General features: G+C 69.8%; 15 protein-coding genes. 4 read left to right on the forward strand and 11 right to left on the reverse strand.

The genetic code is table 11. From position 1 onward, the window contains the following. Positions 1–11: 11 nt before the first annotated feature. Both M878_RS59255 and M878_RS59260 read left to right on the forward strand, forming a co-directional pair. Positions 12–983, forward strand: coding sequence for a hypothetical protein (locus tag M878_RS59255; protein WP_023545958.1), 972 nt, complete (start codon positions 12–14; stop codon positions 981–983). Positions 984–1,022: 39 nt separating this feature from the next. Continuing rightward, positions 1,023–1,424: a hypothetical protein gene (locus tag M878_RS59260; protein ID WP_023545959.1), complete on the forward strand. Its 402-nt coding sequence runs from the start codon at positions 1,023–1,025 to the stop codon at positions 1,422–1,424. Between the two features lie 356 nt (positions 1,425–1,780). On the opposite strand, the gene M878_RS59265 is transcribed toward M878_RS59260, so the two are convergent. The 9 genes from M878_RS59265 to ngcE all read right to left on the reverse strand — a co-directional run bounded on the left by M878_RS59265 (position 1,781) and on the right by ngcE (position 13,794). After that, positions 1,781–3,289, reverse strand: a complete 1,509-nt coding sequence (locus tag M878_RS59265) for an amino acid permease (RefSeq protein WP_023545960.1) — start codon at positions 3,287–3,289, stop codon at positions 1,781–1,783. Between the two features lie 143 nt (positions 3,290–3,432). Further along, entirely contained in the window at positions 3,433–5,361 is a 1,929-nt protein-coding gene (gene dxs / locus M878_RS59270) for a 1-deoxy-D-xylulose-5-phosphate synthase (RefSeq protein WP_023545961.1), read from the reverse strand. A gap of 134 nt (positions 5,362–5,495) precedes the next feature. Continuing rightward, entirely contained in the window at positions 5,496–6,806 is a 1,311-nt protein-coding gene (locus M878_RS59275; protein ID WP_023545962.1) for a sugar ABC transporter permease, read from the reverse strand. Further along, on the reverse strand, positions 6,803–7,603 hold the full coding sequence (locus tag M878_RS59280; RefSeq protein WP_031224610.1) for an ATP-binding cassette domain-containing protein: 801 nt from the start codon (positions 7,601–7,603) through the stop codon (positions 6,803–6,805). Before M878_RS59280 ends, M878_RS59275 begins: the two co-directional genes overlap by 4 nt. A gap of 188 nt (positions 7,604–7,791) precedes the next feature. After that, positions 7,792–8,895 carry a sugar ABC transporter substrate-binding protein gene (locus tag M878_RS59285; RefSeq protein WP_023545964.1) on the reverse strand — a complete coding sequence of 368 codons (1,104 nt, stop codon included), beginning with the start codon at positions 8,893–8,895 and terminating at the stop codon, positions 7,792–7,794. A gap of 133 nt (positions 8,896–9,028) precedes the next feature. Continuing rightward, complete coding sequence (locus tag M878_RS59290) at positions 9,029–10,228, reverse strand: ROK family transcriptional regulator (protein WP_023545965.1); 1,200 nt, start codon at positions 10,226–10,228, stop codon at positions 9,029–9,031. Positions 10,229–10,454: 226 nt separating this feature from the next. After that, a complete protein-coding gene (locus M878_RS59295; RefSeq protein WP_031224611.1) occupies positions 10,455–11,378 on the reverse strand; it encodes a carbohydrate ABC transporter permease in 924 nt (307 codons plus the stop codon). Between the two features lie 13 nt (positions 11,379–11,391). After that, positions 11,392–12,318: a carbohydrate ABC transporter permease gene (locus M878_RS59300; protein WP_023545967.1), complete on the reverse strand. Its 927-nt coding sequence runs from the start codon at positions 12,316–12,318 to the stop codon at positions 11,392–11,394. 30 nt (positions 12,319–12,348) lie between these two features. Further along, positions 12,349–13,794 carry an N-acetylglucosamine/diacetylchitobiose ABC transporter substrate-binding protein gene (gene ngcE / locus M878_RS59305; RefSeq protein WP_023545968.1) on the reverse strand — a complete coding sequence of 482 codons (1,446 nt, stop codon included), beginning with the start codon at positions 13,792–13,794 and terminating at the stop codon, positions 12,349–12,351. A gap of 373 nt (positions 13,795–14,167) precedes the next feature. On the opposite strand from ngcE, the gene M878_RS59310 reads away from it, so the two are divergent. Beyond that, positions 14,168–17,971: a GH92 family glycosyl hydrolase gene (locus tag M878_RS59310; protein WP_023545970.1), complete on the forward strand. Its 3,804-nt coding sequence runs from the start codon at positions 14,168–14,170 to the stop codon at positions 17,969–17,971. Between the two features lie 63 nt (positions 17,972–18,034). Here the strand turns inward: M878_RS59310 and M878_RS59315 are convergent, their stop codons facing one another. After that, positions 18,035–21,301, reverse strand: coding sequence for a GH92 family glycosyl hydrolase (locus M878_RS59315; RefSeq protein ID WP_031224613.1), 3,267 nt, complete (start codon positions 21,299–21,301; stop codon positions 18,035–18,037). Positions 21,302–21,664: 363 nt separating this feature from the next. Here M878_RS59315 and M878_RS59320 point away from each other — a divergent pair, with 363 nt between their 5' ends. After that, positions 21,665–24,358, forward strand: coding sequence for a SpoIIE family protein phosphatase (locus M878_RS59320; RefSeq protein WP_023545972.1), 2,694 nt, complete (start codon positions 21,665–21,667; stop codon positions 24,356–24,358). Between the two features lie 46 nt (positions 24,359–24,404). On the opposite strand, the gene M878_RS59325 is transcribed toward M878_RS59320, so the two are convergent. After that, entirely contained in the window at positions 24,405–25,958 is a 1,554-nt protein-coding gene (locus tag M878_RS59325; RefSeq protein ID WP_023545973.1) for a sensor histidine kinase, read from the reverse strand. Between the last annotated feature and the right edge of the window lie 83 nt (positions 25,959–26,041).

The following is a 26,041-nucleotide window of genomic DNA, read 5'->3' on the forward strand; positions in this document are numbered from 1 at the left end:
TTGATACAACCATGAGAGCCCATCGCTCACGCGTCATAACGGTCGCAACACTTCTGCTCGTCATCGCCACTCTCGCCGGGGTACTGACCGCCCTGCTCCACCGCACGGGCGCCCCCGACGACCCCGGCCGGCCCGCCCCGAAGGGGGCCGCACAGATCGACCTGGCGCGCGAGGTGGCCGGCTACACGAGCCGGTTCGGCCCCGGCCGGGGCTACGCCCAGCCCGGCCAGGCAGACCGGGACGGCATCGCCGCGGCCATCGGCCTGTTGCTCGACGGTCACCGCGAACAAGCGGAACAGCGGCTTGCACAGCGGGACTTCAGTGTCCGCACGGTCGTCGACCGACCCTCCGGTCATCGCTACGCCGAGGTGGCCGACCGTACCGACACGGCCGTGACACCGCGCGGCTGGGGCCGGGTCTACGTCGATCTGGACCACCGCCCGCGCTGGTCGGTCCAGGTTCCGCATCCCGGTTTCGACCTGGGTACCGAGCAGCTGGGCGTGCGCGTGCTGCGTGGCTCCCCCGGTGGCATCCTGGTCATCGCAGGTGCACATCGCAAAGCCGGGGTCGGTAATTCCGCGGATGTGGCACACCGCCGGGACAGCGTCTTCCACGCCATCTGCGCCGAGCTGGCCCGCCGTGGCATGCCCGGGATCCAGCTGCACGGATTCGCCGCCTCCGCCGCGCCCGACTACGACGTGATCACCTCCACCGGCGCCGGTACGGCGGCCCGGCCGGAGGGCCGCGAGCTGGCCGACGCCCTGCGCGGCCACGGCTTCCGGGTGTGCCGGGCCTGGGTGCGGTCCTGTCCGCTGGAGGGCCGCACGAACGTGCAGGGCCAGGTCGCCGACGCCGACCATGTGCCGTTCCTGCACGTCGAGTTCTCCCCCACGATCCGGGCCGGCGGACGGCCCGCCGAGCGGGCGGCCGACGCCGTCGCCGAGATCACCCGCCGGTGGGCGGGGCAACCCGTGACAGACTGAGTTGGCCACGAACACGACGAAACAGGGCTTTCACCTGCCATGACGGATACTTCGGGCGCGGCGGACGCACCGCCCCTCCCCCTGCTCATCGTCGACGGCGCCAACGTCGTCGGGTCGGTGCCCGACGGCTGGTGGCGCGACCGCCGCGGTGCCGCCGAGCGCCTGCGCGACCGGCTGGTGCCCTTCGCACGGTCCGGGGTGGCCGGCCTGCCCGGTCCGCTGGAGCTGGTCCTCGTGGTGGAGGGCGCGGCCCGGGGCGTGGCCTCGGTGGCCGGGGTACGTGTCGAGGAGGCGCCCGGCAGCGGCGACGACCACATCGCGGCCCTCGCGGCAGCGGCCGGCGACCGCCCGTGCCTGGTCGTCACGGCCGACCGCGAACTGCGCCGCCGGGTCCAGGAACACGGCGCACAGGTCACCGGGCCGCGCTCGGTACGGGCCTGAGCACGGGCCTGATCCCGACGTCACTCCCCCGGCACCCGGGTGTACCGCACCGCCCCGTCCACGGTGTCCGCCTCCCGGTACCGCGCGGCCGGCAGCCGTCGCAGGGCCGGGACGCGGTCGGGGCGTACGGCTTGCCCGGCCGCCGTCCACGACCAGGGCGGGGGCGTGCGTGTCCGTCTCCCGCCGGAAGACCGGACGGCAGCCGGGTGACCCGGGCCAGGGCCGCGAGGAGGGGCAGCAGCCGCGTCCGGTGAACCGTCCGGGTGACGGTCCTGTGCCGGATCTCGTGACTACGGTGCGTGCGGGGGGTGGGCGGGGCGGCAGGCATGACCGGCCACGCTGTCCCAAGACAGCGGTTACGGAGTGTCGCCGGCGGTCTGTTGCGCGGCCTTGTCCCGCAGGGCCAGCCGGCTGTGCGTACGGCCGTAGAGGAAGTAGACGAAGAAGCCGATCACCATCCAGATGGCGAACCGCAGCCAGGTCTCGGCGGGGAGGTTGAGCATCAGCCACAGCGAGGCGCACACCGACAGGACCGGGATGACGGGGACCCACGGGGTGCGGAAGGCGCGCGGCAGGTCCGGGCGGGTCCGGCGCAGGATGATCACGCTGATCGCGACCACCACGAACGCGAAGAGCGTGCCGATGTTCACCAGTTCGGCCAGCTCGCTCAGGCTGGTGAACCCGGCGACGATCGCGATGATCACGCCGAGCAGGACGGTCGGCCGGTGCGGGGTCTTGAAGCGCGGGTGGACCCGGGAGAAGAAGCGCGGCAGCAGTCCGTCGCGGCTCATCGCAAAGAAGACCCGGGTCTGGCCGAGGAGAAGGATCATGCACACGGTGGTCAGGCCGACCGCCGCGCCGAAGCTGATCACGCCCGCGTACCAGGGGTGCCCGATGGCCTTGAAGGCGTCGGCAAGCGGGGCTTCCACCGACAGCTTGGAGTACTTCTCCATGCCGGTGACGACGATGGACACGGCCACGTACAGCACGGTGCAGATGAACAGGGAGCCGAGGATGCCGCGCGGCATGTCCCGCTGCGGGTTGCGGGTCTCCTCGGCGGCCGTGGCCACGATGTCGAAGCCGATGAAGGCGAAGAACACCACCGAGGCGGCCGTGAAGATGCCCATGACGCCGAAGTTGGACGGCGCCCAGCCGAACATCAGCTGGATGAGCGGGGCTTTGAGGTTGCCGCCCGCGGGCACCGGCTGGGAGGGCGGGATGAACGGCTTGTAGTGGTCTCCGTGGATGAAGAACGCACCGGCGGCGATCACGATGAGGACGACGACCACCTTGATGGCGACGACGAGCGAGGTGATCCGGGCCGACAGCTTCATGCCGAGGACGAGGATGCCGGTGAGCACCAGCACCAGGGCGGCGGCGAGGATGTCGAAACCGAAGCCGGTGGCGTTGTCCCGGCCGGCCAGATAGTCCGGCAGATGCCAGCCGGCGTTGTCCAGCAGCGAGCGGATGTAGCCGGACCAGCCGACCGCCACCACCGCCGTACCCAGCGCGAACTCCAGGACCAGGTCCCAGCCGATGATCCAGGCGGGCAGCTCGCCCAGGGAGGCGTAGCTGAACGTGTACGCCGAGCCCGCCACGGGGACCGTGGACGCGAACTCGGCGTAGCAGAGGGCGGCGAGCCCGCAGACCACGCCGGCCGCCACGAAGGCCAGGGACACCGCCGGACCGGCGTTGTTCTTGGCGACCTGTCCGGTGAGGACGAAGATGCCGGTACCGATGATGACGCCGACGCCGAAGACGGTCAGGTCGAGCGCGGACAGGGACTTCTTGAGCGAATGCTCCGGTTCCTCGGTGTCCTGGATGGACTGCTCGACGTTCTTCGTCCTGAACAGCGCGCTGCTCACGTGCCTACCTCCCACGCCCGTCGTCCTCGACATGATCGAGTGGGTCGGGATGCGTATGCCCCGGTACGGGAAGGTTCACGCAAACGGGCCGGTTCCGCCACCGCAGTGGGTGGCGGAACCGGCCCGCAAGGGCGCGTTCCGGGTCAGTCGCGCGCCGGCTCCACCGAGTCCACCTCGGCGGCCGTACGGTCGTACCGGCCGTCCAGCTTGGCCACGAGCCCGGTGACCTGGCGGGCGATGTCGGGCGCGGTCAGGCCGATCTCGGCGAGGACCTCGCCGCGGGCGGCGTGGTCCAGGAAGCGCGGCGGGATGCCGAAGTCGCGCAGCGGCACGTCCACGCCGGCGTCGCGCAGGGCCTGGGCGATCGCGGAGCCGACACCGCCGACGCGGCTGTTGTCCTCGACGGTGACGACGACCTGGTGCCGCTCGGCCAGCGGGGCCATGGCCTCGTCCACGGGCTTGACCCAGCGCGGGTCGACCACGGTGGTGGAGATCCCCTGCTTGTCCAGCAGGCCGGCGATCTCCAGGCACATCGGGGCGAGTGCGCCGACCGAGACCAGCAGCACGTCCGGCCTGTCGGTGCCGGGCTCGCGCAGCACGTCCATGCCGCCGACCCGGCCCACGGCGGGTACGGCGGGGCCGACGGCGCCCTTGGAGAAGCGCACCACGGTCGGCGCGTCGTCCACGGCGACGGCCTCGCGCAGCTGCATGCGCACCTGCTCGGCGTCACGCGGCGCGGCCAGCCTGAGGCCCGGCACGACCTGCAGGATCGACATGTCCCACATGCCGTTGTGGGAGGCGCCGTCGGTGCCGGTGACACCGGCGCGGTCCAGTACGAAGGTCACCCCGCACTTGTGCAGGGCCACGTCCATGAGGACCTGGTCGAAGGCGCGGTTGAGGAAGGTGGCGTACACGGCGAAGACGGGGTGCAGCCCGCCGTGCGCGAGGCCGGCGGCGGAGACGGCGGCGTGTTGCTCGGCGATGCCGACGTCGTAGATCCGGTCCGGGAAGGTGTCGGCGAACTTCTTCAGGCCGACCGGCTGCAGCATGGCCGCCGTGATCGCCACGATGTCGTCGCGTTCCTTGCCCAGCTTGACCATCTCGTCGCCGAAGACCGAGGTCCAGTCGGCGCCCGAGGCCTTGACCGGCAGGCCGGTGTCGGGGTGGATCGGGCTGATGCCGTGGAAGCGGTCGGCCTCGTCCTGGAGGGCGGGCTGGTAGCCGCGGCCCTTCTCGGTGAGGCAGTGCACGAGCACCGGCCCGCCGAACCGCTTGGCCCGGGCCAGGGCGGACTCCAGCGCCTCGATGTCGTGCCCGTCGATGGGGCCGACGTACTTCAGGCCCAGGTCCTCGAACATGCCCTGCGGGGCGATGAAGTCCTTCAGGCCCTTCTTGGCGCCGTGCAGGGTCTCGTAGAGCGGCTTGCCGACGACGGGGGTGCGCTCCAGGATGTCCTTGCCGCGGGCGAGGAACCGCTCGTAGCCGTCGGTCGTGCGGAGCGTGGCCAGGTGGTTGGCGAGACCGCCGATGGTCGGGGCGTACGACCGCTCGTTGTCGTTGACGACGATGACCAGCGGGCGGTCCTTGGCGTCGGCGATGTTGTTGAGGGCTTCCCAGGCCATACCACCCGTGAGGGCGCCGTCACCGATGACGGCGACGACATGGCTGTCCCGCTTCTTCAGCTGGTTGGCCTTGGCGATGCCGTCGGCCCAGCCGAGCACGGTCGACGCGTGGCTGTTCTCGATGACGTCGTGCTCGGACTCGGCCTGCGAGGGGTAGCCGGACAGGCCGCCCTTCTTCTTCAGCTTGGAGAAGTCCTGCCGGCCGGTGAGCAGCTTGTGCACATAGGACTGGTGGCCGGTGTCCCAGAGCACCTTGTCCTTCGGCGAGTCGAAGACCCGGTGCAGGGCGATGGTCAGCTCCACCACACCGAGGTTGGGGCCGAGGTGGCCGCCGGTCTTGGAGACGGCGTCGACGAGGAAGGTCCGGATCTCCTGTGCCAGCTGGTCCAGCTGCTCCAGGCTGAGCCGGTCCAGATCGCGCGGTCCCCTGATGCGGGTCAGCAGCGGCACCCGTGCCTCCTTGCAGTAGAGCTGATCGAGCTTTCGCCGGGCTCGCCCGAGTCTAATGTTCATGCTTTGCACGACACGACAGCGCCCGGCGCCTTTCGGGCACCGGGCACGTCGAGTCGGTCGGACGGCGCTCTTTACGCGCGTCCGGCCGTCTTCTGCGTCTTACGGGTGATGGAGTCGATCACCACCGTGGTGAGAAGCACAGCCGCAGTGATCATGTACTTGACCGGCTCGGCAATGGACTCCAGCTGCAGCCCGTACTGGATCGAGACGATCACCAGCACACCGAGCAGCGCGTTCCACGTACGCCCACGCCCGCCGAAGAGCGACGTACCACCGATGACCGCGGCGGCGATCGCGTTCATCAGCAGGTCACCCGTACCGGCGCTCTGGTTGGCAGAAGCGATCTTCGACGCGAGGAACAGACCACCGATCGCGGCGAAACCACCCGAGATGGCGAACACGGAGATCCGCACCGCGGTGACGTTGATACCCGCACGGCGGGACGCCTCCACGCTGCCACCGAGCGCGAAGATCTTGCGGCCGTAGGAGGTACGGCGCAGCACGAAGTCCGTGGCGATCAGGAACGCGAGGAAGATCACCGTGGCCAGCGGCAGGCCCTTGTACTGGTTGTACATGTAGGCCGCGGCGAAGGAGATCACCGCCAGCAGCACGGTCCGCAGGACCGTGTCGCTGAGGGGCCGGGACGGGATGCCCGCGGCCTGCCGGCGCCGGTTGCTCAGGAAGGAGGTGAGGAAGAACACGGCGACCACGACGACGGCGAGCCCGTAGGCGGCGGCCACGTCCGAGAAGTAGTACGTGGTCAGCTTGCCGACCAGGCCGTTCGGGTCGAGGTTGATCGTGCCGTCCGCGCCCAGCACCTTCAGCATGAAGCCGAGCCAGAACAGCAGACCGGCCAGCGTCACGGCGAAGGCGGGGGCGCCGAGCACCGCGAAGAAGAAGCCGTGCAGCGCGCCGATGGCGATGCCGGCGGCGATGGCGATGAGTACGGCCGTCCACTCGGGCCAGCCCTGGTTGACCGCGAGCACACCGGCGAGGGCGCTGGCCGCGCCGCTGACCGAGCCGACCGACAGGTCGATCTCGCCGAGCAGCAGCACGAAGACGATGCCGACCGAGATCATGCCCGTGCCGACCATCGTGATCGTGATGTCGTTGATGTTCTGCGCGGACAGGAACTCGGAGTTCAGCACCTGGAAGATGACGCAGATGATCGCGAGGCCCAGGACGACGGGGAGGGAGCCCAGCTCGCCGGCCTTCATCTTGCGCTTGAACTCGTGCCAGTAGCCGAGCAGGCCCTCCTGCTGGACCAGCAGGCGCGGGTCGACCGCGGTGACCGCGGCGGCCGCGGCCTCGGGGTTCTCGACGACGGGGTCGTCCTGGGACGGCGTCTCGTCGACGTTCGCGGAGGTCTTGTCGATGCTCACTGGGAAGCCTCCCCGTTCGCGCTGGTCGTGCGCGCGGCACGGCGGGTCACGGCGTTGTCGGTGGCGCCGGTGATGGCGGAGATGATCTCCTCCTGCGAGGTCGTCTTGACCTCGAAGACGCCGTTGTTGCGGCCGAGGCGCAGGACGGCGACCTTGTCGGCCACCGCCTTCACGTCCGCCATGTTGTGGCTGATGAGGATGACGGCGTGGCCGCGCTCGCGCAGGCGCTCCACCAGGTCGAGGACCTGGGCCGTCTGCTCGACGCCGAGGGCGGCGGTGGGCTCGTCGAGGATCACCAGCTTGGGCTCGCCGAGCATGGAGCGGGCGATGGCCACGGTCTGGCGCTGACCGCCGGAGAGCGAGGCGATCGGGATGCGGACGCTGGGGATGCGGATCGACAGCGTGGTCAGCAGCTCGCGGGAGCGGCGCTCCATCTCGACCTCGTCCAGGACGCCCCACTTCCTCAGCTCACGGCCGAGGAACAGGTTGCCGACGACGTCGATGTTGTCGCACAGCGCGAGGTCCTGGTAGACCGTCGCGATGCCCAGGGCCTGGGCGTCGTGCGGACGGCTGATGGTGACGGGCTTGCCGTCCCACTCGATGACACCCTCGTCGATCGGGTGCACGCCGGCGATCGTCTTGACCAGCGTGGACTTTCCGGCGCCGTTGTCGCCCACCAGGGCGACCACCTCACCGGCGTGGACCTCAAGCTCTACGTCGGTGAGCGCCTGAACGGCACCGAACCGCTTGGAGACCCCGCGCAACGCCAGCACGGGCGTAGCGGACACGTGAACCATCTCCTTCGCCGCCTGACCCGGCGGGAGGTTGTGCAGAAAGATTTTGGGGGAGTTCCGTCCGGCGCCCCGCGCCGAGCTTGCGGGGCTGTGTGATCGCGGGACGCCGGAGGAGCCGGAGGCGGCCAGTCGGACTTCCCTGAGGGCATTCAAGGACGAACACCCGTGTACGGGAAGGGACTTGACGCCGCTTACTTGAGGCCGATCTTGTCGCAGGCCGCCTTGTAGTCGGCGGTGCAGATGTCGGCGACGGTGTAGACGCCGTCCTTGATGACGGTGTCCTTGATGTTGTCCTTGGTCAGCGCGGTGACCGGGACGAGGACCGAGGGGACGCCCTTCTGGGAGTTGCTGGAGACCTTGTCCTTGGCGACGGAGTCCAGCGACTTGCCCTGGGCGAGCGCGACGGCCATCTCGGCGGCGGCGTCGGCCTCGGGGGCGTACGGCTTGTAGACGCTCATGTACTGGGTACCGGCGACGATGCGCTGCACACCGGCCAGCTCAGCGTCCTGGCCGGTGACCGGGACGTTGATGCCGGCTGCGTGGAGGGCGGTGATGATACCGCCGGCCATGCCGTCATTGGCGGAGTAGACACCCGCGATGTTGTTCTTGCCGACCGCGGAGATCGCCGTCTCCATCTCGGAGTTGGCGTTGTCCGGCGACCACTCCTTGGTGTCGTACTCCTTGGCGATGGTCACCTTGCCGTTGAGGATCTTGTGGGCGCCCGCCTTGAACTGGGCGGCGTTCGGGTCGGTGACCGAGCCGTTGACCATGACGATCTTGGAGGACTTGTTGGCCTTGCTGCCCAGCGCCGTCAGCAGGGCCTGGCCCTGGGTCTCGCCGACCTTCTCGTTGTCGAACGAGGTGTAGGCGCTGATCGGACCCTCGGCCAGGCGGTCGTAGGCGACGACCTTGATACCGGCGTCCACGGCCTTCTGCACGGAGTTCTGGATGGCCTTGGCGTCCACCGCGTCCACGATCAGGACGTCCACCTTGTTGGTGATCATGGTGTCGACCTGCTGGGCCTGCAGGTTCGCGTCCTGGTGGGCGTTGTTGTAGTCGATGGTGGCCTTGCCGTTCGTCAGCTCCTTGATCTTCTTCTCGATCAGCGGCCGGTCGAACTTCTCGTAACGCGCGGTCTTGTTCTCCGGAAGCAGGAGACCGACCTTGATGTTGTCGCCCTTCTTGGCGGAGGACGAGGAGGAAGAGCTGCCGCCCTTCGACTCCTTGGCACTGCCACAGGCGGCCAGCGAGACCGCCATCGCACCGGCGGCTACGGCAACGGCGGCACGACGCATACGTGCGTTCACTTCAGAAACCTCCCTGACGAGGCCGCGTCGTTGCGGCCGAGGTGGCTGGAAGTCAACTCGGCCACACGTGCGACGTCAAGAAGTAAATCCTTAACGAGATGGCAACGGTGCCATCCGTTCTCTAAGTGAAGGCAGGGGCCGCAACAGCCAGCGATCCGTCCAAAAGAGTCGAATCGCCCATCTCGCTGAGGGCCAGGGCGAGCGCCCCGAGCACCTCGGCACGGCCCCCGAGTGCCCCCGGGAGAACGGACAGTTGGCGCGCCGCGCTGGGGATGGCGTAGCGGCCGACGGACTCCCTGATCGGGCCGAGCACCAGCTCACCGGCCTCGGCGAGATCACCGCCGAGGACCACCCGGCTCGGATTCAGCAGGTTGCAGAGATTGGCCACCCCAGAGCCGATATGGCGGCCGACGTCGGCGATCACCCGACGGCAGCCCGGGTCACCGTCCCTGGCCAGCCGTACGACGCCCTCCATGGTGAGGTCGGGGCCGTGGCTGGGCTGCAGCAGCGGGAGCACATAGCGTGCGGCCGCAAACGTCTCCAGGCAGCCGCGGTTCCCACAACGGCAGACCGGGCCGGATTCGTCGAGTGTAATATGTCCGATTTCTCCGGCTGTGCCGCCCGGGCCGCGGTAGATCTTCCCGTCGATCACCAGACCGGCGCCGACACCGCTCGCGACCTTGATGTACGCGAGGTCCCGGACGCCCTTGCCGCTGCCCCAGACCAGCTCGCCGAGGGCGCCGAGGTTGGCGTCGTTGTCCACGTGCACGGGCACGCCGAGCCGCTCGCGCAGCTCTTCGGCGGGCTTGGTGCCGGTCCAGCCCGGCAGGATGGCGGTGGACCCCAGCGTCCCCGACTCCACGTCGATCGGACCCGGTACGCCGAGGCCCACGCCGGCCACCTTGGAGGGGTTCACCCCGGTGGCCGCGATCAGGCGGCTGACCAGCTGCTCCGCCCTGTCGAAGCCCTGCGCGGCGGAGGCGTCGACGTCCAGCGGCTCGGACTCCTCGGCCAGCACCTGATGGGCGAGGTTCCCGATCGCGACGCGCATGTGGGTGTGCCCGAAGTCGACGCCGATCACAATGCCGGCGTCGCCGCTGAGGCTGACGCTGCGGGCCCGCCGCCCGCCCGCCGAGGTGGGCGTGACCTCGACGGTTCCGCCGTCCTTCAGCTCCCGCACGATGTTGGAGACGGTCGCGGCGGACAGACCGGTCGTCCGCGCGATCTCCGCCTGCGTGAGGGACCCGGCCAAGCGTACGGCCCGTACGACCCGCTCCAGGTTGGCTCGGTGCAGCGACGACTGCGACCCTGGAGTCTCCACGACGACCTCCTGAGCGCGAGGCCGCTTCGGCGAGGCCCCGCGTATGTCCAACTAGTGAACTCTAAGCTGAGCCGTTCGGGGCTGCTTACGTCAAGAGGTTGAACCGTTTCCGGGTCCCGGGAAACACGCGCACACGCCGCCCCCAGCGAGGAAGCGGCGTGCGTACGGACGAACGCGGGGCGTCACCCCACCTGGCTCGCAGTGCCGTTTCAGCGCCCCCGCGGCCCTATTTCAGCGCCCCCGCGGTCAGGCCCTGGACGACCTGGCGCTGGAAGACGATGTACGCCCCGAGCACCGGCAGCATGGCCATCACCAGGCCGGCGAAGAGGCCGGACCAGTCCCCCTTGTAGCCCTGGCTGACCGCGAGCTGGACCAGGCCCTGGGTGAGCACCTTCTTGTCGGGGTCGGTGTTGAGGACCGTGGGCAGCATGTACTGGTTCCACTGGCCCAGGAAGTTGAAGATGCCCACGCTGATCAGGCCCGGTTTGGCCATCGGGAGCATGATCTGGAAGAACGTACGCGTGTGCGAAGCGCCGTCCACGAAGGCCGCCTCCGCCACCGAGGTGGGCAGGGTGCGGAAGAAGGCCGTGAGGAAGAAGACCGTGAACGGCAGCGAGTACGCGATGTAGACCAGGATCAGGCCATGGATCGTGTTCAGCATGCCCATGTTGTTCACTACATAGAACAGCGGAACCAGCGCGAGCATGATCGGGAAGCTCATGCCGCCGACGAACAGGTAGTAGATGAAGCGGTTGCCCGGGAAGTCGAACCGGGCGAGGACATAGGCCGCCATGGAGCCGAGCACCAGGGTGCCGATGAGCGAGCCGCCGACCACCAGGACGGTGTTGAGGAAGTAGTCGCTCATGTTGGCCTGGGTCCAGGCCCGCGACCAGTTGTCGAAGTGCAGCTTGTCCGGCAGCGACCAGGGCGAGCCGAAGATCGAGCTGTCCGACTTGAAGGACGTCATCACCGCCCACAGCAGCGGCGTGACCACCATGATCGCCCAGATGATCAGCACGCCGTGTGAGAAGACGTTGAGGACGCCGCCTTCCTTCTTCCGCCGGTCGGGCTTCGGGGCGAGTGCGTCGGTCTTGGAGACGCCGGCGCCGGACTCGGCCGGCCGCGGTGCGGGGGTCTCGGTCGTCTTCATCGGTTCCATCGGTTCAGAACTCCAGCCGCTCGCGACGGCCCAGCCGCATCACGATCGCCGCGAAGGCGAGGGTGACGACGAGCAGGGCGACGCCGATGGTGGTGGCGTAGGCGGCCTGACCGTCCCGGAACGCCTTCTGGTACACGTACAGGACCATCACCGTGGTCGAGTAGTCGGGCCCGCCCGGCCCGGTCGTCATGATCTGTACGACCGCGAACGACTCGGCGCCGAGCGCGAGGATGCCCATGTAGACCCAGCCGGACTGCACGGTGTCCCACAGCAGCGGCAGGGTGATGCGGAAGAAGGTGGTGGCCCGGCCCGCGCCGTCGAGCAGCGCCGACTCGTACAGCTCCGTCGGGATGGAGGCCATGCCCGCCGAGAACAGGACCACGAAGAAGCCGGTCGTGGACCACACCAGCACCGCCATCACACACCACAGCGCGAGGCTCGGGTCACCCAGCCACAGCGGCTGGACGTGGTCGAGGCCGATCCCGCGCAGCAGGGAGTTGATCGCGCCGCTGTCCGGGTTGTACGCGAAGGCGAACAGCAGCGAGACGATCGCGATGGACAGTACCTGCGGGAAGAAATACACGATCTTGTAGAAGGACGAGCCCCGGACCCCGGAGATCACGGGGCCGCCCTTCCTCCGGCGCCCGCCCACATTGATCATGAAGGCGAAGAACAGCGCCAGACTGATCGTCACCAGCGGGAGCACCAGGGCGAACAGCAGACTGTGCTGCAACGACTTCCAGAAGACGTCGTCGTGGAGCATCCTCGTGTAGTTGTCGAAGCCGACCATCTTGAAATCGGGGCTCAGGCCGGTCCAGTCCGTGAACGAGTAATAGATGGACTGGATGAACGGCCACACCACGAAGAGCGCGTACAGTCCCAGGGGCACCGCCAGAAACCCCACGATGAACCGGTACTTGCCGTGCTGCATCGCCACTCCGGTGCGTTGAGAGGGTGCTGGTTACTGGTGCTTGTAGTGCTTGATCGAGGAGTCCTTGGCCGCCTCGTCGGCGAATCCCTGGATCTTCTTGATGGCCTCGGCCGGGGTGAGCCGGCCGGCCATCATCTCGCCGAGACCGGCCACCCCGATCTTCTCCTTCTGCAGCTGCACGTACCAGTCCTGCAGCCGCGGATTCACCACGTTGGATCCGGCCAGCTTCAGCGCCGCCACACCGGAGTTCAGCCCCGGGGTGAGGGTGATGCCGGTGGTGCCGCCGTTGTAGGCGGTCAGCGACTTCACCTTGGCGGTGAAGTTCTTGGAGGACGCCTCGGAGAGCATGATGCGCAGCTGCTCCATGCCGCCCTCGGCGTTCGCGGCCTTGGCCGGGACGATGAACGGCTCACCGCCGGAGGCCCAGATGGTGCCGAAGGGCAGCTTGTCGTTGCTGTCGATGCCGGACGGCGCCGACACGGCCAGGTTGAAGTCCTTCGGGATGACGTTGGCCGACTCGTTCTCCACCCAGGAGCCGTTCGGAATGAACAGCGCCTCGCCCTTGGCCCAGGCGGTCTGCGACTGGATGTGGTCGAGGCCGGGGGTGCCCTTGAGGATGTAGCCCTTCTTGTACAGCTCGTAGTACGCCTCGAAGCAGGCCTTGACGGCCGGGTGCTTCCAGGCGTTCGGCTCCAGGTTGTCGATGGCGTCGAGCACCTCGCGCCCGCCGACCTTGCCGATCATCGGGTAGAGCGAGAAGGGGAGGTAGTACGGGTACTTGCCCGCGTACGTCCAGCCCGCCATGCCCTTCTTCTTGGCCTTCTCGCACACCTGGAGCATCTCGTCCCAGGTCTTCGGGTACTCCGCGCCGAGCGAGTCCAGGGCCTTCTGCGAGTACCAGACGCCGTACACCGTGTAGGCGTAGTACATGATCCAGACCGGGTTGCCGTCGAACTGGCCCATCTCCACGATGCCGGGGCGCAGGGTGTCGCGGACCTTCTTGTTCGGGTCGTCGTACGACGGTGCGTCCAGCAGCGGGGTGAGGTCGGACAGCTGGTTCTTGCCGACCAGGACGCCCATGTCCATCTGCTCGGCGCCGGAGTTGTCGATGAGGTCCGGCGGGTTGCCCTGGTTGAAGCGGGGCTGGAGGGTGGACTGGATCTTCTGGGTGGCGGAGAACTTCACGTGGGCCTTGGGGAAGTCCTTCTCATAGATCTTCACCGCGTCCTGGGCGTACTCCTGGCCGAAGCCTCCGTCGAAGAGGACGAATTCCATCTGGGCGGTCTCGTTGACCCCGAGCGGGTTCTTGGCGGTCTTCTTCCCCGCCTTGTCCTTGGTCTGCCCGCCCCCGCCGCTGCTCGCACAGGCGGACAGCAGGCTCATGCCCGGGGCCGCGACCAGGCTCAGTGCGGCGGACCGCTTGATCAGATCACGACGGCCGACGCCTTCGGCACCGTGGTTCGAGGTGGATCCCATGCTCAAGTCCTCGCCTTCTCCAGGACTCAGGCGGTGAACCGGATCCTCCCCGGCACCGCGGTCGGGTAGTGCTGGGTCGTGCAGGGGTAGTGCTGGGTCGTGCAGAAGTCGTGCTGGAAGTGCCGACAGGTATAGTCCACTTTCGGTCGCCTGAGCAAGATCGAATGCAGGGTTGGCGATGGGTCTTTTCCGAGTTGAGACCTCGGGGACATATGAGCCCCCTGTGGGTCGCCTGGCACAAATATTCGCGACATATGTCCCTGAATGCCACACCCAACACCCTTGACATCACGGGCCACTTGACGCCCTACTGGTTCCTGCGCCTCGTAGTTGACAACGTTGTCCGGAGGGGGCGCAGGAGGGGAATCCGTAGATGCAGCGGAGAACTCGGCACAGATGGGGTCCGGCGGTCGTCCTCACGGCCGCCTTTGTCATGGCCGCCGGAGCACAGGGCGCGGCGGTCGCCCTGCCCGCCAAGGCTCCGGCCGCCGGCCGGGAGTTCGCATCCTCGTTCGAGACCGGCGATCCGGCACCCGACTGGCTGAACACCGTCGACACCGGGCCGGACGGCAAGAAGCGCGCCTCGGGGGTCGACGGCGGCTACAGCACCGGCATTCCGGGCAATGTGACCGACCATGTCACCGATGTCCGGGCGAGCGGCGAGAACACGGGCGCCGGCGAGGTGAAGGAGAACCTGGTCGACGGCGAGCCCGGCACCAAATGGCTGACCTTCGCGCCCACCGGCTGGGTGGAGTTCGACCTCGACCAGCCCATCAAGCTGCAGACATACGCGCTCACCTCGGCCAACGACTACGCCGAGCGCGACCCGAGGGACTGGACGCTGCTCGGCTCCACCGACGGCAAGGACTGGAAGACGGTCGACACCCGCTCGGGGGAAAGCTTCGACCAGCGCTTCCAGACCAAGTCCTACGACCTGGCCGAGCCGGCCGCGTACCAGCACTTCCGGCTGGAGATCACGAAGAACAACGGCGCCTCCGGCATCCTGCAGCTCGCCGATGTGCAGTTCTCCACCGGCGGCGGGGGCGGCCCGGTGCCGCAGGACATGCTGACGCTGGTCGACAAGGGCCCGACCGCCTCGCCGACAGCCAAGGCACGAGCCGGGTTCACCGGAACGAGGGCACTGCGCTACGCCGGACGGCACACGGCGGGCGGCCGGGCCTACTCGTACAACAAGGTCTTCGACGTGAACGTGAAGGTCGGCGGCGACACCCAGCTGTCGTACCGCGTCTTCCCGTCGATGGCCGACGGCGACCGGGACTACGACGCCACGAACGTCTCCCTCGACCTGGCCTTCACCGACGGCACCTACCTGAGCGATCTGGGCGCGCTGGACCAGCACGGATTCCCGCTGTCGCCGCGCGGCCAGGGCGCCTCCAAGTCGCTGTACGTCAACCAGTGGAACAACGTGGTCTCGCGGATCGGCTCGGTGGCGGCCGGCAAGACGGTCGACCGGATCCTGGTGGCGTACGACTCCCCCGACGGGCCGGCGAAGTTCCGGGGCTGGATCGACGACGTGGCTCTCAAGCCCGTACCCCCCGAGAAGCCGCAGGCGCATCTGTCGGACTACGCGCTGACCACACGCGGCACCAACTCCAGCGGCAGCTTCTCGCGCGGCAACAACTTCCCGGCGACGGCCCTTCCGCACGGTTTCAACTTCTGGACGCCGGTGACCAACGCGTCCTCGCTGAGCTGGCTGTACGAGTACGCGCGGGCGAACAACGACGACAACCTGCCGACGATCCAGGCGTTCAGCGCGAGCCATGAGCCGAGCCCGTGGATGGGCGACCGGCAGACCTTCCAGGTGATGCCGTCGGCCGCGGCCGGCACCCCGGACACCGGCCCCGAGGCACGGCAGCTGGCGTTCCGGCACGAGAACGAGACCGCGCGGCCGTACTACTACGGGGTCCGGTTCGAGAACGGTCTCAAGGCCGAGATGACCCCGACCGACCATGCGGCGATGCTGCGCTTCACCTACCCCGGCGACGACGCGAGCGTGCTCTTCGACAACATCACCGAGCAGGCGGGGCTGACCCTGGACCAGGAGAACGGGACCGTCACCGGCTTCTCGGACGTGAAGTCGGGCCTGTCGACCGGCGCGACCCGGCTGTTCGTGTACGGCGAGTTCGACAAGCCGGTGACCGACGGCGGATCCAGCGGGGTCAAGGGCTATCTGCGGTTCGACGCGGGCGCGGACCACACCGTCACACTGCGCCTGGCGACCTCGCTGATCAGCGTCGACCAGGCGAAGGACAACCTGCGCCAGGAGATCCCGGACGGCGCCTCCTTCGAGACGGTGAAGTCCCAGGCGCAGCGCACCTGGGACAAGCTGCTCGGCAAGGTCGAGGTGGAGGGCGCGACCCCGGACCAGCTGACCACGCTGTACTCCAGCATGTACCGGCTGTACCTGTACCCGAACTCGGGCTTCGAGAAGGTCGGGGACACCTATCAGTACGCCTCCCCGTTCTCTCCGATGCAGAGCCAGGACACGCCGACGCATACCGGCGCGAAGATCGTCGACGGCAAGGTGTACGTCAACAACGGCTTCTGGGACACCTACCGGACCACGTGGCCGGCGTACACCTTTCTGACGCCCTCTCAAGCGGGCGAGATGGCCGACGGGTTCGTGCAGCAGTACAAGGACGGCGGCTGGACCTCCCGCTGGTCCTCGCCCGGTTACGCCGACCTGATGACCGGCACCTCCTCGGACGTGGCGTTCGCCGACGCCTACGTCAAGGGCGTCACGTTCGATGCGAAGGCGGCGTACCAGGCGGCGCTGAAGAACGCGACCGTCGTCCCGCCGATGTCGGGCGTGGGCCGTAAGGGCATGACCACCTCGCCGTTCCTCGGCTACACCAGCACCGCCACCACCGAGGGTCTGTCCTGGGCGATGGAGGGCTACGTCAACGACTACGGCATCGCGCGGATGGGTGAGGCCCTGTACAAGAAGACGGGCGACCAGCACTACAAGGACGAGTCCGAGTACTTCCTCAACCGCGCCCGGGACTATGTGAACCTGTTCGACTCCAAGGCAGGCTTTTTCCAGGGCCGCGACGGGAACGGGAAATGGCGACTGGACTCCTCGAAGTACGACCCGCGCGTGTGGGGATACGACTACACGGAGACCAACGGCTGGGGCGACGCCTTCACCGTTCCGCAGGACAGCCGGGGCCTGGCCAATCTCTACGGCGGCCGGCAGGGGCTCGCGGACAAGCTGGACGCGTTCTTCTCCACCCCGGAGACGGCCTCCCCGGAGTTCGTCGGCTCCTACGGCGGTGTCATCCACGAGATGACCGAGGCGCGCGACGTCCGCATGGGCATGCTCGGCCAGTCCAACCAGCCCGCGCACCACATCCCGTACATGTACGACGCGGCCGGCGAGCCCTGGAAGACACAGGCGAAGGTCCGCGAGATCCTCTCCCGGCTCTATGCCGGCAGCGAGATCGGGCAGGGCTACCACGGCGACGAGGACAACGGCGAGCAGTCGGGCTGGTACCTCTTCTCCGCGCTCGGCTTCTACCCGCTGGTCATGGGCAGCGGCGACTACTCCATCGGCTCCCCGCTGTTCAAGAAGGTCACCGTGCACCTGGAGAACGGCCGTGACCTGGTCGTCAAGGCGCCGCGGAACAGCGCGAGGAACGTCTACATCCAGGGCGTGACGTTCAACGGCCGCCCCTGGAACTCCACTTCGCTCCCCCACTCGCTGCTGGCCAAGGGCGGGGTGCTGGAGTTCGCCATGGGCGCCGAGCCCTCCACGTGGGGCACGGGCAAGGACGCGGCGCCGGTCTCGATCACCCAGGACGACAAGGTGCCGGCGCCCCGGTCGGACGTCCTGAAGGGCGACGGTCCGCTGTTCGACAACACGTCGGCGACGGACGCGACGGTCACCTCGGTCGACCTGCCGGTCGACCACTCCGTCACACCCGTCCAGTACACGCTGACCTCCTCCGCCGACCACACCAAGGCGCCGACCGGCTGGACCCTCCAGGGCTCCACCGACGGCACCACCTGGCAGACCCTGGACCACCGCTCCGGCGAGTCCTTCCCCTGGGACCACCAGACCCGGGCGTTCACCATCGCCACGCCGGGCACGTACTCCAAGTACCGGCTGGTCCTGGACGGCGAGTCGACGCTGGCGGAGGTGGAACTGCTGGCCTGACGGGCACACGCCCGCGAGCGGCCGTCCCTCGCGCGAGGGACGGCCGCTTTCCTGTGCTGCGGTTCAGCCAGTGGCCAGGGTGAACACGTGCAGGTTCCCGTTCTTCGGGAGCCGGACGCTCGCGATGGACTTGCCGTACGGCGCCATGAACGGCTTGGTGGCGAACACATAGGTGGGCACCGAGTCCTTGCCGGCGCCCGCGGCATTGCGGTACGGCGTCCTGGCGACGACCTCGTTGCCGTACTGGACGGTGCCGGCTCCGCCGCCGACGGTCCAGTCGGTGAAGGAGAGGTCGACGGTGCCGGTCGTGCCGTCGGTGTAGGTGACGGTCGCCGCCGCCTGCTGGTTGCCGCTGACCGCGCTGCCGAGGAAGGACAACTTGGTTGTCGGCATGGGCAGTTCGATGGTCTGGCCGGCTCCGGAGGCGTTGTCCGGGCGGCCGTCGGGTGAGTTCGGCCAGGTGAAGGTGAGGCCGTCGATCGTGGACCGCCCGCCCGGCGGCAGGCCGACCGCGGTGAGGGCCTGGCGGGAGTAGCTCCGGCCGCCGCCGTCGTAGTCGGCCTCGTCGTGGTCGCCCGTGTCGCCGGAGACACCGGTGGTGTCGTAGGCGGCGAGGAGGGTGCCGGGGGCGGCCACCGTGAGCGCGACCGGCTGCTCGTACGACGTGTCGCCCGAGGTCACCGACACCTTGACGTCGGCGAAGCCCTGCTCGGCGTCCTGGGCGGCGGTGAACGTGATCTCCTGGGTGCCGCCGCTGACCGTCCCCTCGGCGGGCGTGGCCGTCACGCCGGGCGGGGTGTCCACCCGGAAGCGCACGTCGGGGCCGGTGCCGCCGTTCAGGGACAGCGTGCGAACGCCGATCTTGGTGCTGTCACCGGGTGCCAGCGTGGCGGCGGTGGGGCCGACGCCGATCTGGTACGGCTGCTCGCCCTCGCGGAACGACGGCGGCGGGCTGTCCGCGCCCCAGTCGCGGTTCGGGGTGGCGGACAGGGTGTAGTCGAGCCGGCCGCCGTCGCGGACGAAGGACGCCGGCAGCCAAGGGCGGGTACTGATACGGCCGTTGACGCTCAGAGACCGGATGTACGGGGCGCCGGGCGCCGCGCCGGTCGCGCGGATGGAGATGTCGTTGCCCTGGGGCCGGCTGATCTCCACGCGCTCGAACAGCGGGGAGGCGAGGACCAGTTCGGCACGGGAGGGCACCTGCGGATACATGCCGAGAGCCGAGAAGACGTACCAGGACGACATCGCGCCGAGGTCGTCGTTGCCCGGGACACCGCCGGGCGCGGGCGACCACAGCTGCCGCATCGCGGCCCGCACGGTCTCCTGCGTCTTGTACGGGGCGCCCGCGTAGTCGTACAGGTAGGGGACGTTGATCGACGGCTCGTTGTCCAGCTCGGACTTGGTGCCGCCCTGGCCGGTGAAGGCCCAGCCGCCGTCGGCCGTGTGGAAGAAGTCGTCCAGCCGGGCGAGCGCCTTGTCGCGGCCGCCCAGCGCGGCGAACAGGCCCGCCGGGTCGTGCGGGACCGTCCAGGTGTACTGGGCCGCCGTACCCTCGACGAAACCGTTGCCGGTGTCCGGGGTGAAGCCGGTGACCCAGCTGCCGTCGGCTCTGCGGTTGGCGATGTAGCCGCCGCCGGGGTCGGCGGCGATGTCGAAGGTGTTCTGCCACCACTGAGCGCGCCGGGCGAAAGCGGCTTGCGTCTCCCTCTGCCCTGCCGCTGCGGCGAGTTGGGACAGGGAGAAGTCGGCCGTGGACATCTCCACGGTCTCGGCGGCTCCGCCCCAGGCGTTGGAGACACTCGGCATGTAGTGCAGTGTGAGGTACTTGTCCAGGGAGGGCCGCTGGCCTGCGGACAGCACCGGCTTGCCGGCCGGGGAGAGGTCCTGCCGGGTGGGCACGGTGGCCGCCTTGACCAGCGAGTCCAGGGCGCCGTGCAGGTCGAAGCCGGTGCCGCCGAAGGCGCGGATGCCGGCCAGCGCGGTCGGCGAGGGGTCGCCGTTCATGACATGGGTACCGCTCGCGCCGTGCAGCCAGCGGTCCCAGGTCCCGCCGTTCTGCCCGGCCAGCTCGTACAGCGACTGGGCGATGTCGGAGCCGGTGCGAGGGTCGAGCAGGGTGAGCAGCTGCAGCTGGTCGCGGTAGACGTCCCAGCCGGAGAAGGTGCCGTACTGGGCATGCTGCCGACGGCCGGCTGCATGCACGTGCCCGTCGGCACCCCGGTACCTGCCGTCGGCGTCGCTGATGACGTTCGGGTGCAGCAGCGCGTGGTAGAGCGCGGTGTAGAAGGTGGTGCGGTCGGCGTCCGTGCCGCCGCCGACGCGGACGGCGCCGAGCCGCTCGCGCCAGGCCCGGCGGGCCGCGCCCTCGATCGCCTCGAAGGAGCGGCCGGGCGGGTTCTCGGCGGCGAGGTTGGCTTCGGCGGCCCGCTTGCTGACGTAGGAGATGCCCACCTTGACGTTGACCGGGCCGGTGCCGGGCGCGAACTCGACGTAGCCGCCGGCGCCCTTGCCCGCGACGGGCCGCCCGCCGTGCGCGAAGCCCCCGGTGCCGCCGGTCGCCGCCAGTGAGCCGGGGCTGAGCTTGTCGTCCTGCCAGGTGCCGGCGTTCTTGAAGGGGCGGTCGAAGCGGGCGGTGAAGTACAGGGTGTAGTAGGCGCGTTGGCCTTCCGGGTCGAGGTAGCCGCAGAAGTCGCCGGAGGTGACCGAGCCGGAGACGGTGCGGGTGTCCGGGTCGATCGTGACGGCCGAATCCGCCGATCCCACCTCGGAGTTGGCGGTGCGCACCAGCAGCGAGGCGGGCTTGCCGGACGGGAAGGCGAAGCGGGCCGAGCCGGTGCGCGCGGTGGCGGTGAGGTCGGCGGTGACCCCGGAGGCCAGGCCCACCCGGTAGTGGCCCGGCTCGGCGGTCTCGTCGGTGTGGGTGAAGCCGGAGGCGTAGACGGCGTCCTTCGTGTCGCTCGCCGGGGACGAGGTGACCTCGCCGGCGTACGGAAAGAAGGGGATGTCGCCGCTGCCGCCGGCGCAGCCGGTGCCGGACAGATGGGTGAGGCTGAAGCCCCGGATGCGGGTGGCGTCGTACTGGTAGCCGCCGGGCGCGGCGGTCCTGGTGGCGTTTCCTCGGGTGTTCTCGGGGCTCCAGGAGAGCATGCCGAAGGGCAGGACGGCGCCCGGGAAGACATCGCCGCCGTTGCTGGTGCCGATCAGCGGGTCGACGTACCGGGTGGGGTCCTTGACGAGGCCGGGGGGTGCGGCGGTCGCCGCGAGGGCGGGAATGGCGCCGCCGATCGTGAGCGTGGCGGCCAGCAGCAGGTACAAGGGTCTGAAACGCAAGACGCGGCCCTTCCTCCTGACGGACGGGTCGCGCACCACAGGTCGCACAAGCCGCAGGGACGGTGACGTGCGCCACCGTTACCACGGAAGATCGCGCACGCCCCGCCAGGCACACGGCCGGGATCACCCGGTCGGACTACCCCAAGTGAGAGACATCGTTGTCGGTTGAGTCGATGGAGTCATGCACAGATCGAGACAACGTTGCCGCGCGCCACCGCCCGGGCGGAGCAGACCGGGAAAGAAGCCCCCGGCTCGTGACCTGAGGGGCGAGAGTTTCCTCGTGTGATGCGCGAGGCGGTGAAAATGTGTCCGGTTACCGGACCAGCCATAGGCAGCGAGACCAACCAGTGCTACAAATGCCGCATGTCGGATGCATTCGCCCGATTCAGGCGTAGCTTCTGGCGCTTCAAGGCCGGCACGAGCCCACGCAGCGTCTGGGGGCAGGTCTTCCTTCTGCAGGCGGCCCTCGTGGTACTGCTCGTGGTCTGCGGCGTCATCGCTCTCGTCCTGCAGTCGGAGCGTGACACCAGCAGCGAAGCCCGGCGCCGGTCCATCGCCGTCGCGCAGACCTTCGCGCACTCCCCCGGCGTGCTGCAGGCGCTGAGCACCCCCGACCCGTCCAAGGTGCTCCAGCCCCTCACCGAGGCGGCACGCAAGTCCGCGGGCGTCGACTTCATCGTGGTCATGAACACCAAGGGCATCCGCTACACCCATCCCATGCCGAGCAAGATCGGGCACCGGTTCGTGGGCCAGATCGGGCCGTCCCTGGCCGGGAAGGTCTACACCGAGGAGGTCCACGGGCCGCTCGGCCACGAGGAACAGGCGACCGTTCCCATCTACGACACCCACGGCAAGGTCACAGCCCTCGTCTCCGCCGGGCTCAAGGTGAAGAACGTGACCAGCGAGGTGAACCGTCAGCTGCCGATCATCCTGGCCACCGGGGCCGGAGCACTGGTGGTGTCGACCGGCGGTACGGCGCTGGTGGGCCGGCGGCTGCGGCGGCAGACGCACAGCCTGGCACCGGACGAGATGACCCGCATGTACGAGCACCACGACACGGTGCTGCACTCGGTGCGTGAGGGCGTGCTCATCGTCGGGGACGAGGGGCGGCTGCTTCTCGTGAACGACGAGGCCAGACGGCTGCTGGAGCTGCCCCCCGATGCCGAGGGGCGCACCGTGCGGGAGCTGCCGGGCCTCGATCCCGCGACGGTGGAACTGCTCGCCTGCGGGCGCGACGCCTCCGACGAGGTGCACTTCGCCGGGGGCCGGCTGCTGGCGGTCAACCAGCGGCCCACGGACCGGGCGAGCGGCGTGTGCGCCACCGTGGTGACACTCCGGGACTGCACCGAGCTGCAGGCCGTCACCGGCCGGGCGGAGGTGACACGGGAGCGGCTGGAGCTGCTGTACGACGCGGGCCTGGGCATCGGCAGCAGCCTCGACGTGATGCAGACGGCCGACGAGCTGGCGCGGGTGGCCGTACCCCGCTTCGCCGACTTCGTCACCGTGGACCTGGCCGACGCCGTGCTGCACGGCGAGGAACCGGCTCCCACGGCGACGGACATGCGGCGCGTGGCGGTGAGCGGCATCCGCGACGATCACCCCCTCTACGAGAAGGGCCGGCTGATCGACTTCCTGCCCTCCACCCCGCAGGCCCGCGGCTACAGCGCCGGCCGCACCGAGCTGGTGACCGACCTGGCGACCGCCGGCGGCTGGCGCGAGCAGGATCCGCAGCGCGCCCGTCAGATACTGGACTACGGCATCCACTCGCTCATCTCCGCCCCCATACAGGCCCGCGGCATCGTCCTGGGCATCGCCAACTTCTGGCGTTCCAAGCGGGAGGCCTTCGACGAGGAGGAGCTGTCGCTGGCGGAGGAGCTGGTGGCGCGCGCCGCGGTCAGCATCGACAACGCCCGCCGGTACACCCGCGAGCACGCGCTGGCCGTCACCCTCCAGCGCAGCCTGCTGCCGCGGGCGCTGCCCCCGCAGAGCGCCCTCGACGTGGCCTACCGCTATCTCCCCGCCCAGTCGGGGGTGAGCGGCGACTGGTTCGACGTGATCCCGCTGCCGGGGACCCGGGTGGCGCTGGCCGTCGGCGATGTCGTCGGGCACGGTCTGCACGCCGCCGCGACGATGGGCCGGCTGCGGACCGCGGTGCACAACTTCTCCACCCTCGACCTGCCGCCCGACGAGCTGCTCAGCCACTTGGACGACCTGGTCGGCCGCATCGACCAGGACGAGGCCTGTGCGGAGACGGCCGGCGAGATCGTGGGCGCGACCTGCGTGTACGCGATCTACGACCCGGTGACGCGGCGCTGCGTGATGGCGCGGGCCGGGCATCTGGCGCCCGCGCTGGTGGCGCCCGACGGCAGCGTTACCTTCCCTGATGTGCCGGCCGGGCCGCCGCTGGGCCTCGGCGGCATGCCGTTCCAGGCGGCGGAGTTCGAGCTGGCGGAGGGCAGCCAGCTCGCGCTGTACACCGACGGCCTGGTCGAGGACCGCTCGCGCGACCTCGACGTGGGGATGGAGCTGCTGCGCCGGTCGCTGGCGGGGCACCCCGACCGGCCGCCGGAGGAGAGCTGCCAGGCGGTGCTGGAGGAGCTGCTGCCCGAGCGCCCCAGGGACGACGTCGCCCTGCTCATCGCGCGCACCCGGGCGCTGCCGGCCGAGCGGGTCGCCGACTGGGACGTGCCACGCGACCCGGCCGCCGTGTCGGGGATGCGCGCGGCCGTGTCCGAGAAGCTGGCGGAGTGGGGCCTGTCCGAGCTGGGCTTCGGCATGGAACTCGTGCTGAGCGAGCTGATCACCAATGCCATCCGCTACGGCTCCGACCCGATCCATGTACGGCTGATCCATGACCGCACGCTGATCTGCGAGGTCGCCGACGGCAGCAGCACCTCGCCGCATCTGCGGTACGCGGCGACGACCGACGAGGGCGGACGGGGCCTGTTCCTGGTCTCGCAACTGGCCGAACGCTGGGGCACCCGGTACACCCCGCAGGGCAAGGTGATCTGGGCCGAGCTGACGGTGCCGGACCTGGACGCGCTGCTCGCGGAGTGAGGCGGCGCGTTCTTCGCGGACCGGGGCGGACCGACGCGTGCTGAGGTCAGGCGGAGCTGCCGAGCGGGCGGGAGGCCCGGCGTCCGGCGGCGGGTGCGCGGGCCGGCGCCGGGTGTCCGGACAGTGGGAACGACGGGCCGGTTGCGGGGAACTCCGCTGTGAACTCCGTCCGGCCGGGGGCGCTGTCCGCTCGGACGGTGCCGCCGTGGGCGCGGGTGATCGCCGCCGCCACGGCCAGCCCCAGGCCCGAGCCGCCCTCGCTGAGGCCCGTGCGGGCGCGGGAGGCATCGGCGCGGGTGAAGGGGTCGAAGACCGCGGGGAGGAGGTCGCGCGGGATGCCGGGGCCGTCGTCTCGGACCCGGAGGGTGTGGTGGCCGGCGGTGGTCTCGACGGCGACGCTGACCGTCGTACCGGGCGGGGTGTGCACGCGGGCGTTGGCCAGCAGGGCGGACACCACCTGCCGCAGGCGTGGGCCGTCGCCCGTGACCAGGAGCGGGAATTCCAGGGGCAGTTCGACCCGCCATACGTGGTCCGCGCCGGCCGTGCGGGCGTCCCGTACCTCCTCCGCGACCACCACCGCGAGGTCCACCTCGGCCGACTGGAGGGGCCCGCCCTCGGCGAGGCGGGCGAGCAGCAGCAGGTTCTCGACCAGGCCGGTCATCCGGGCCGACTCCGCGCCGATCCGGCGCCAGGCGAGATCGGCGGTGCCGCCGGATCCGGGGCCGCGGTTCATCAGCTCGGCGTACCCGGCGATGGAGGCGAGCGGGGTGCGCAGTTCGTGGCCGGCGTCGGCGATGAAGCGGCGCATGCGTTCCTCGCTGCGCCGGCGTTCGGCGAACGAGGCCTCGACCTGGTCGATCATCCGGTTGAGGGCCACACCGACCTGGCCGGCCTCGGTGCCGGGGTCGGCGTCGGGTGCGGGGACCCGGGCGAGGACGGTGGGCCGGTCCGCTCCTAGCGGCGCCCGGGCGACCTGGGCGGCGGTGGCGGCGACCCGGCCGAACGGGCGCAGCTGCCGACGTACGGCGAGGGTGCAGCCGCCGCCCGCGAGTGCGAGTGCGACGGCGCCGGCCGCGGCCTCGATCCGGACGAGTCCGTCGAGGGTGTGCCGTAGGTCGTCCATGGGCAGGCCGGCCAGGACGCGGATGCCGCTCGCGTCGAGCGCGGTGACACGGTAGGTGCCGAGGCCGGGGACGGTACGGGTGCGGGCCGCGCCGTCGTCGGGGACGCCGGCGAGGGCGGAGCGCTGGGCCGCGGTGAGCGCGCGGGGGCGGTCGTCCCGGCGGACGACCGCGGCGGCCAGGACCTCGCCGCCGGTGTCGAACCGGGCGGCGAGGAGTCCGGAGGGTTGGCCGCCGGTACCGAGGAAGGCGAGGTCGGCGGGGCGTTCGGGGTGGCGCGCGGCACCGGTCACCCCGTGCTCGGCGGCGTCGCTGACCCGGCCGTCCAACTCGGCGGTCAGATAGGCGCGTTGAGCGAGGACGGTGGTGAGCGCGAGCCCGCCGCACACGGAGACGAGGATCGCGGTGAGGAGGAGCGGCAGGCGGGTGCGCAGCGGGCGGGGTGAGCGGCGGGTGCGGGACAGGGGGCGGCGAGTCATCTCGGGGTTTCCTCTCCGCGCTCTTGCCGACATGTGGCAATCCTGTACCGGTCCGCTGAGGGAAGGCTGTGTTCCACCTGAGC

Source organism: Streptomyces roseochromogenus subsp. oscitans DS 12.976 (genome assembly GCF_000497445.1).
GTDB classification, from domain to species: domain Bacteria; phylum Actinomycetota; class Actinomycetes; order Streptomycetales; family Streptomycetaceae; genus Streptomyces; species Streptomyces oscitans.

Excerpts from the sequence above, each read along its gene's own strand:
- M878_RS59255 (WP_023545958.1), top strand. The coding sequence starts at position 12 with ATGAGAGCCCATCGCTCACGCGTCATAACGGTCGCAACACTTCTGCTC.
- M878_RS59320 (WP_023545972.1), top strand. The coding sequence starts at position 21,665 with ATGTCGGATGCATTCGCCCGATTCAGGCGTAGCTTCTGGCGCTTCAAG.
- M878_RS59280 (WP_031224610.1), bottom strand. The coding sequence starts at position 7,603 with ATGGTTCACGTGTCCGCTACGCCCGTGCTGGCGTTGCGCGGGGTCTCC.
- M878_RS59310 (WP_023545970.1), top strand. The coding sequence starts at position 14,168 with ATGCAGCGGAGAACTCGGCACAGATGGGGTCCGGCGGTCGTCCTCACG.
- ngcE (WP_023545968.1), bottom strand. The coding sequence starts at position 13,794 with ATGGGATCCACCTCGAACCACGGTGCCGAAGGCGTCGGCCGTCGTGAT.
- M878_RS59325 (WP_023545973.1), bottom strand. The coding sequence starts at position 25,958 with ATGACTCGCCGCCCCCTGTCCCGCACCCGCCGCTCACCCCGCCCGCTG.
- M878_RS59285 (WP_023545964.1), bottom strand. The coding sequence starts at position 8,895 with ATGCGTCGTGCCGCCGTTGCCGTAGCCGCCGGTGCGATGGCGGTCTCG.
- M878_RS59295 (WP_031224611.1), bottom strand. The coding sequence starts at position 11,378 with ATGAAGACGACCGAGACCCCCGCACCGCGGCCGGCCGAGTCCGGCGCC.
- M878_RS59260 (WP_023545959.1), top strand. The coding sequence starts at position 1,023 with ATGACGGATACTTCGGGCGCGGCGGACGCACCGCCCCTCCCCCTGCTC.
- M878_RS59300 (WP_023545967.1), bottom strand. The coding sequence starts at position 12,318 with ATGCAGCACGGCAAGTACCGGTTCATCGTGGGGTTTCTGGCGGTGCCC.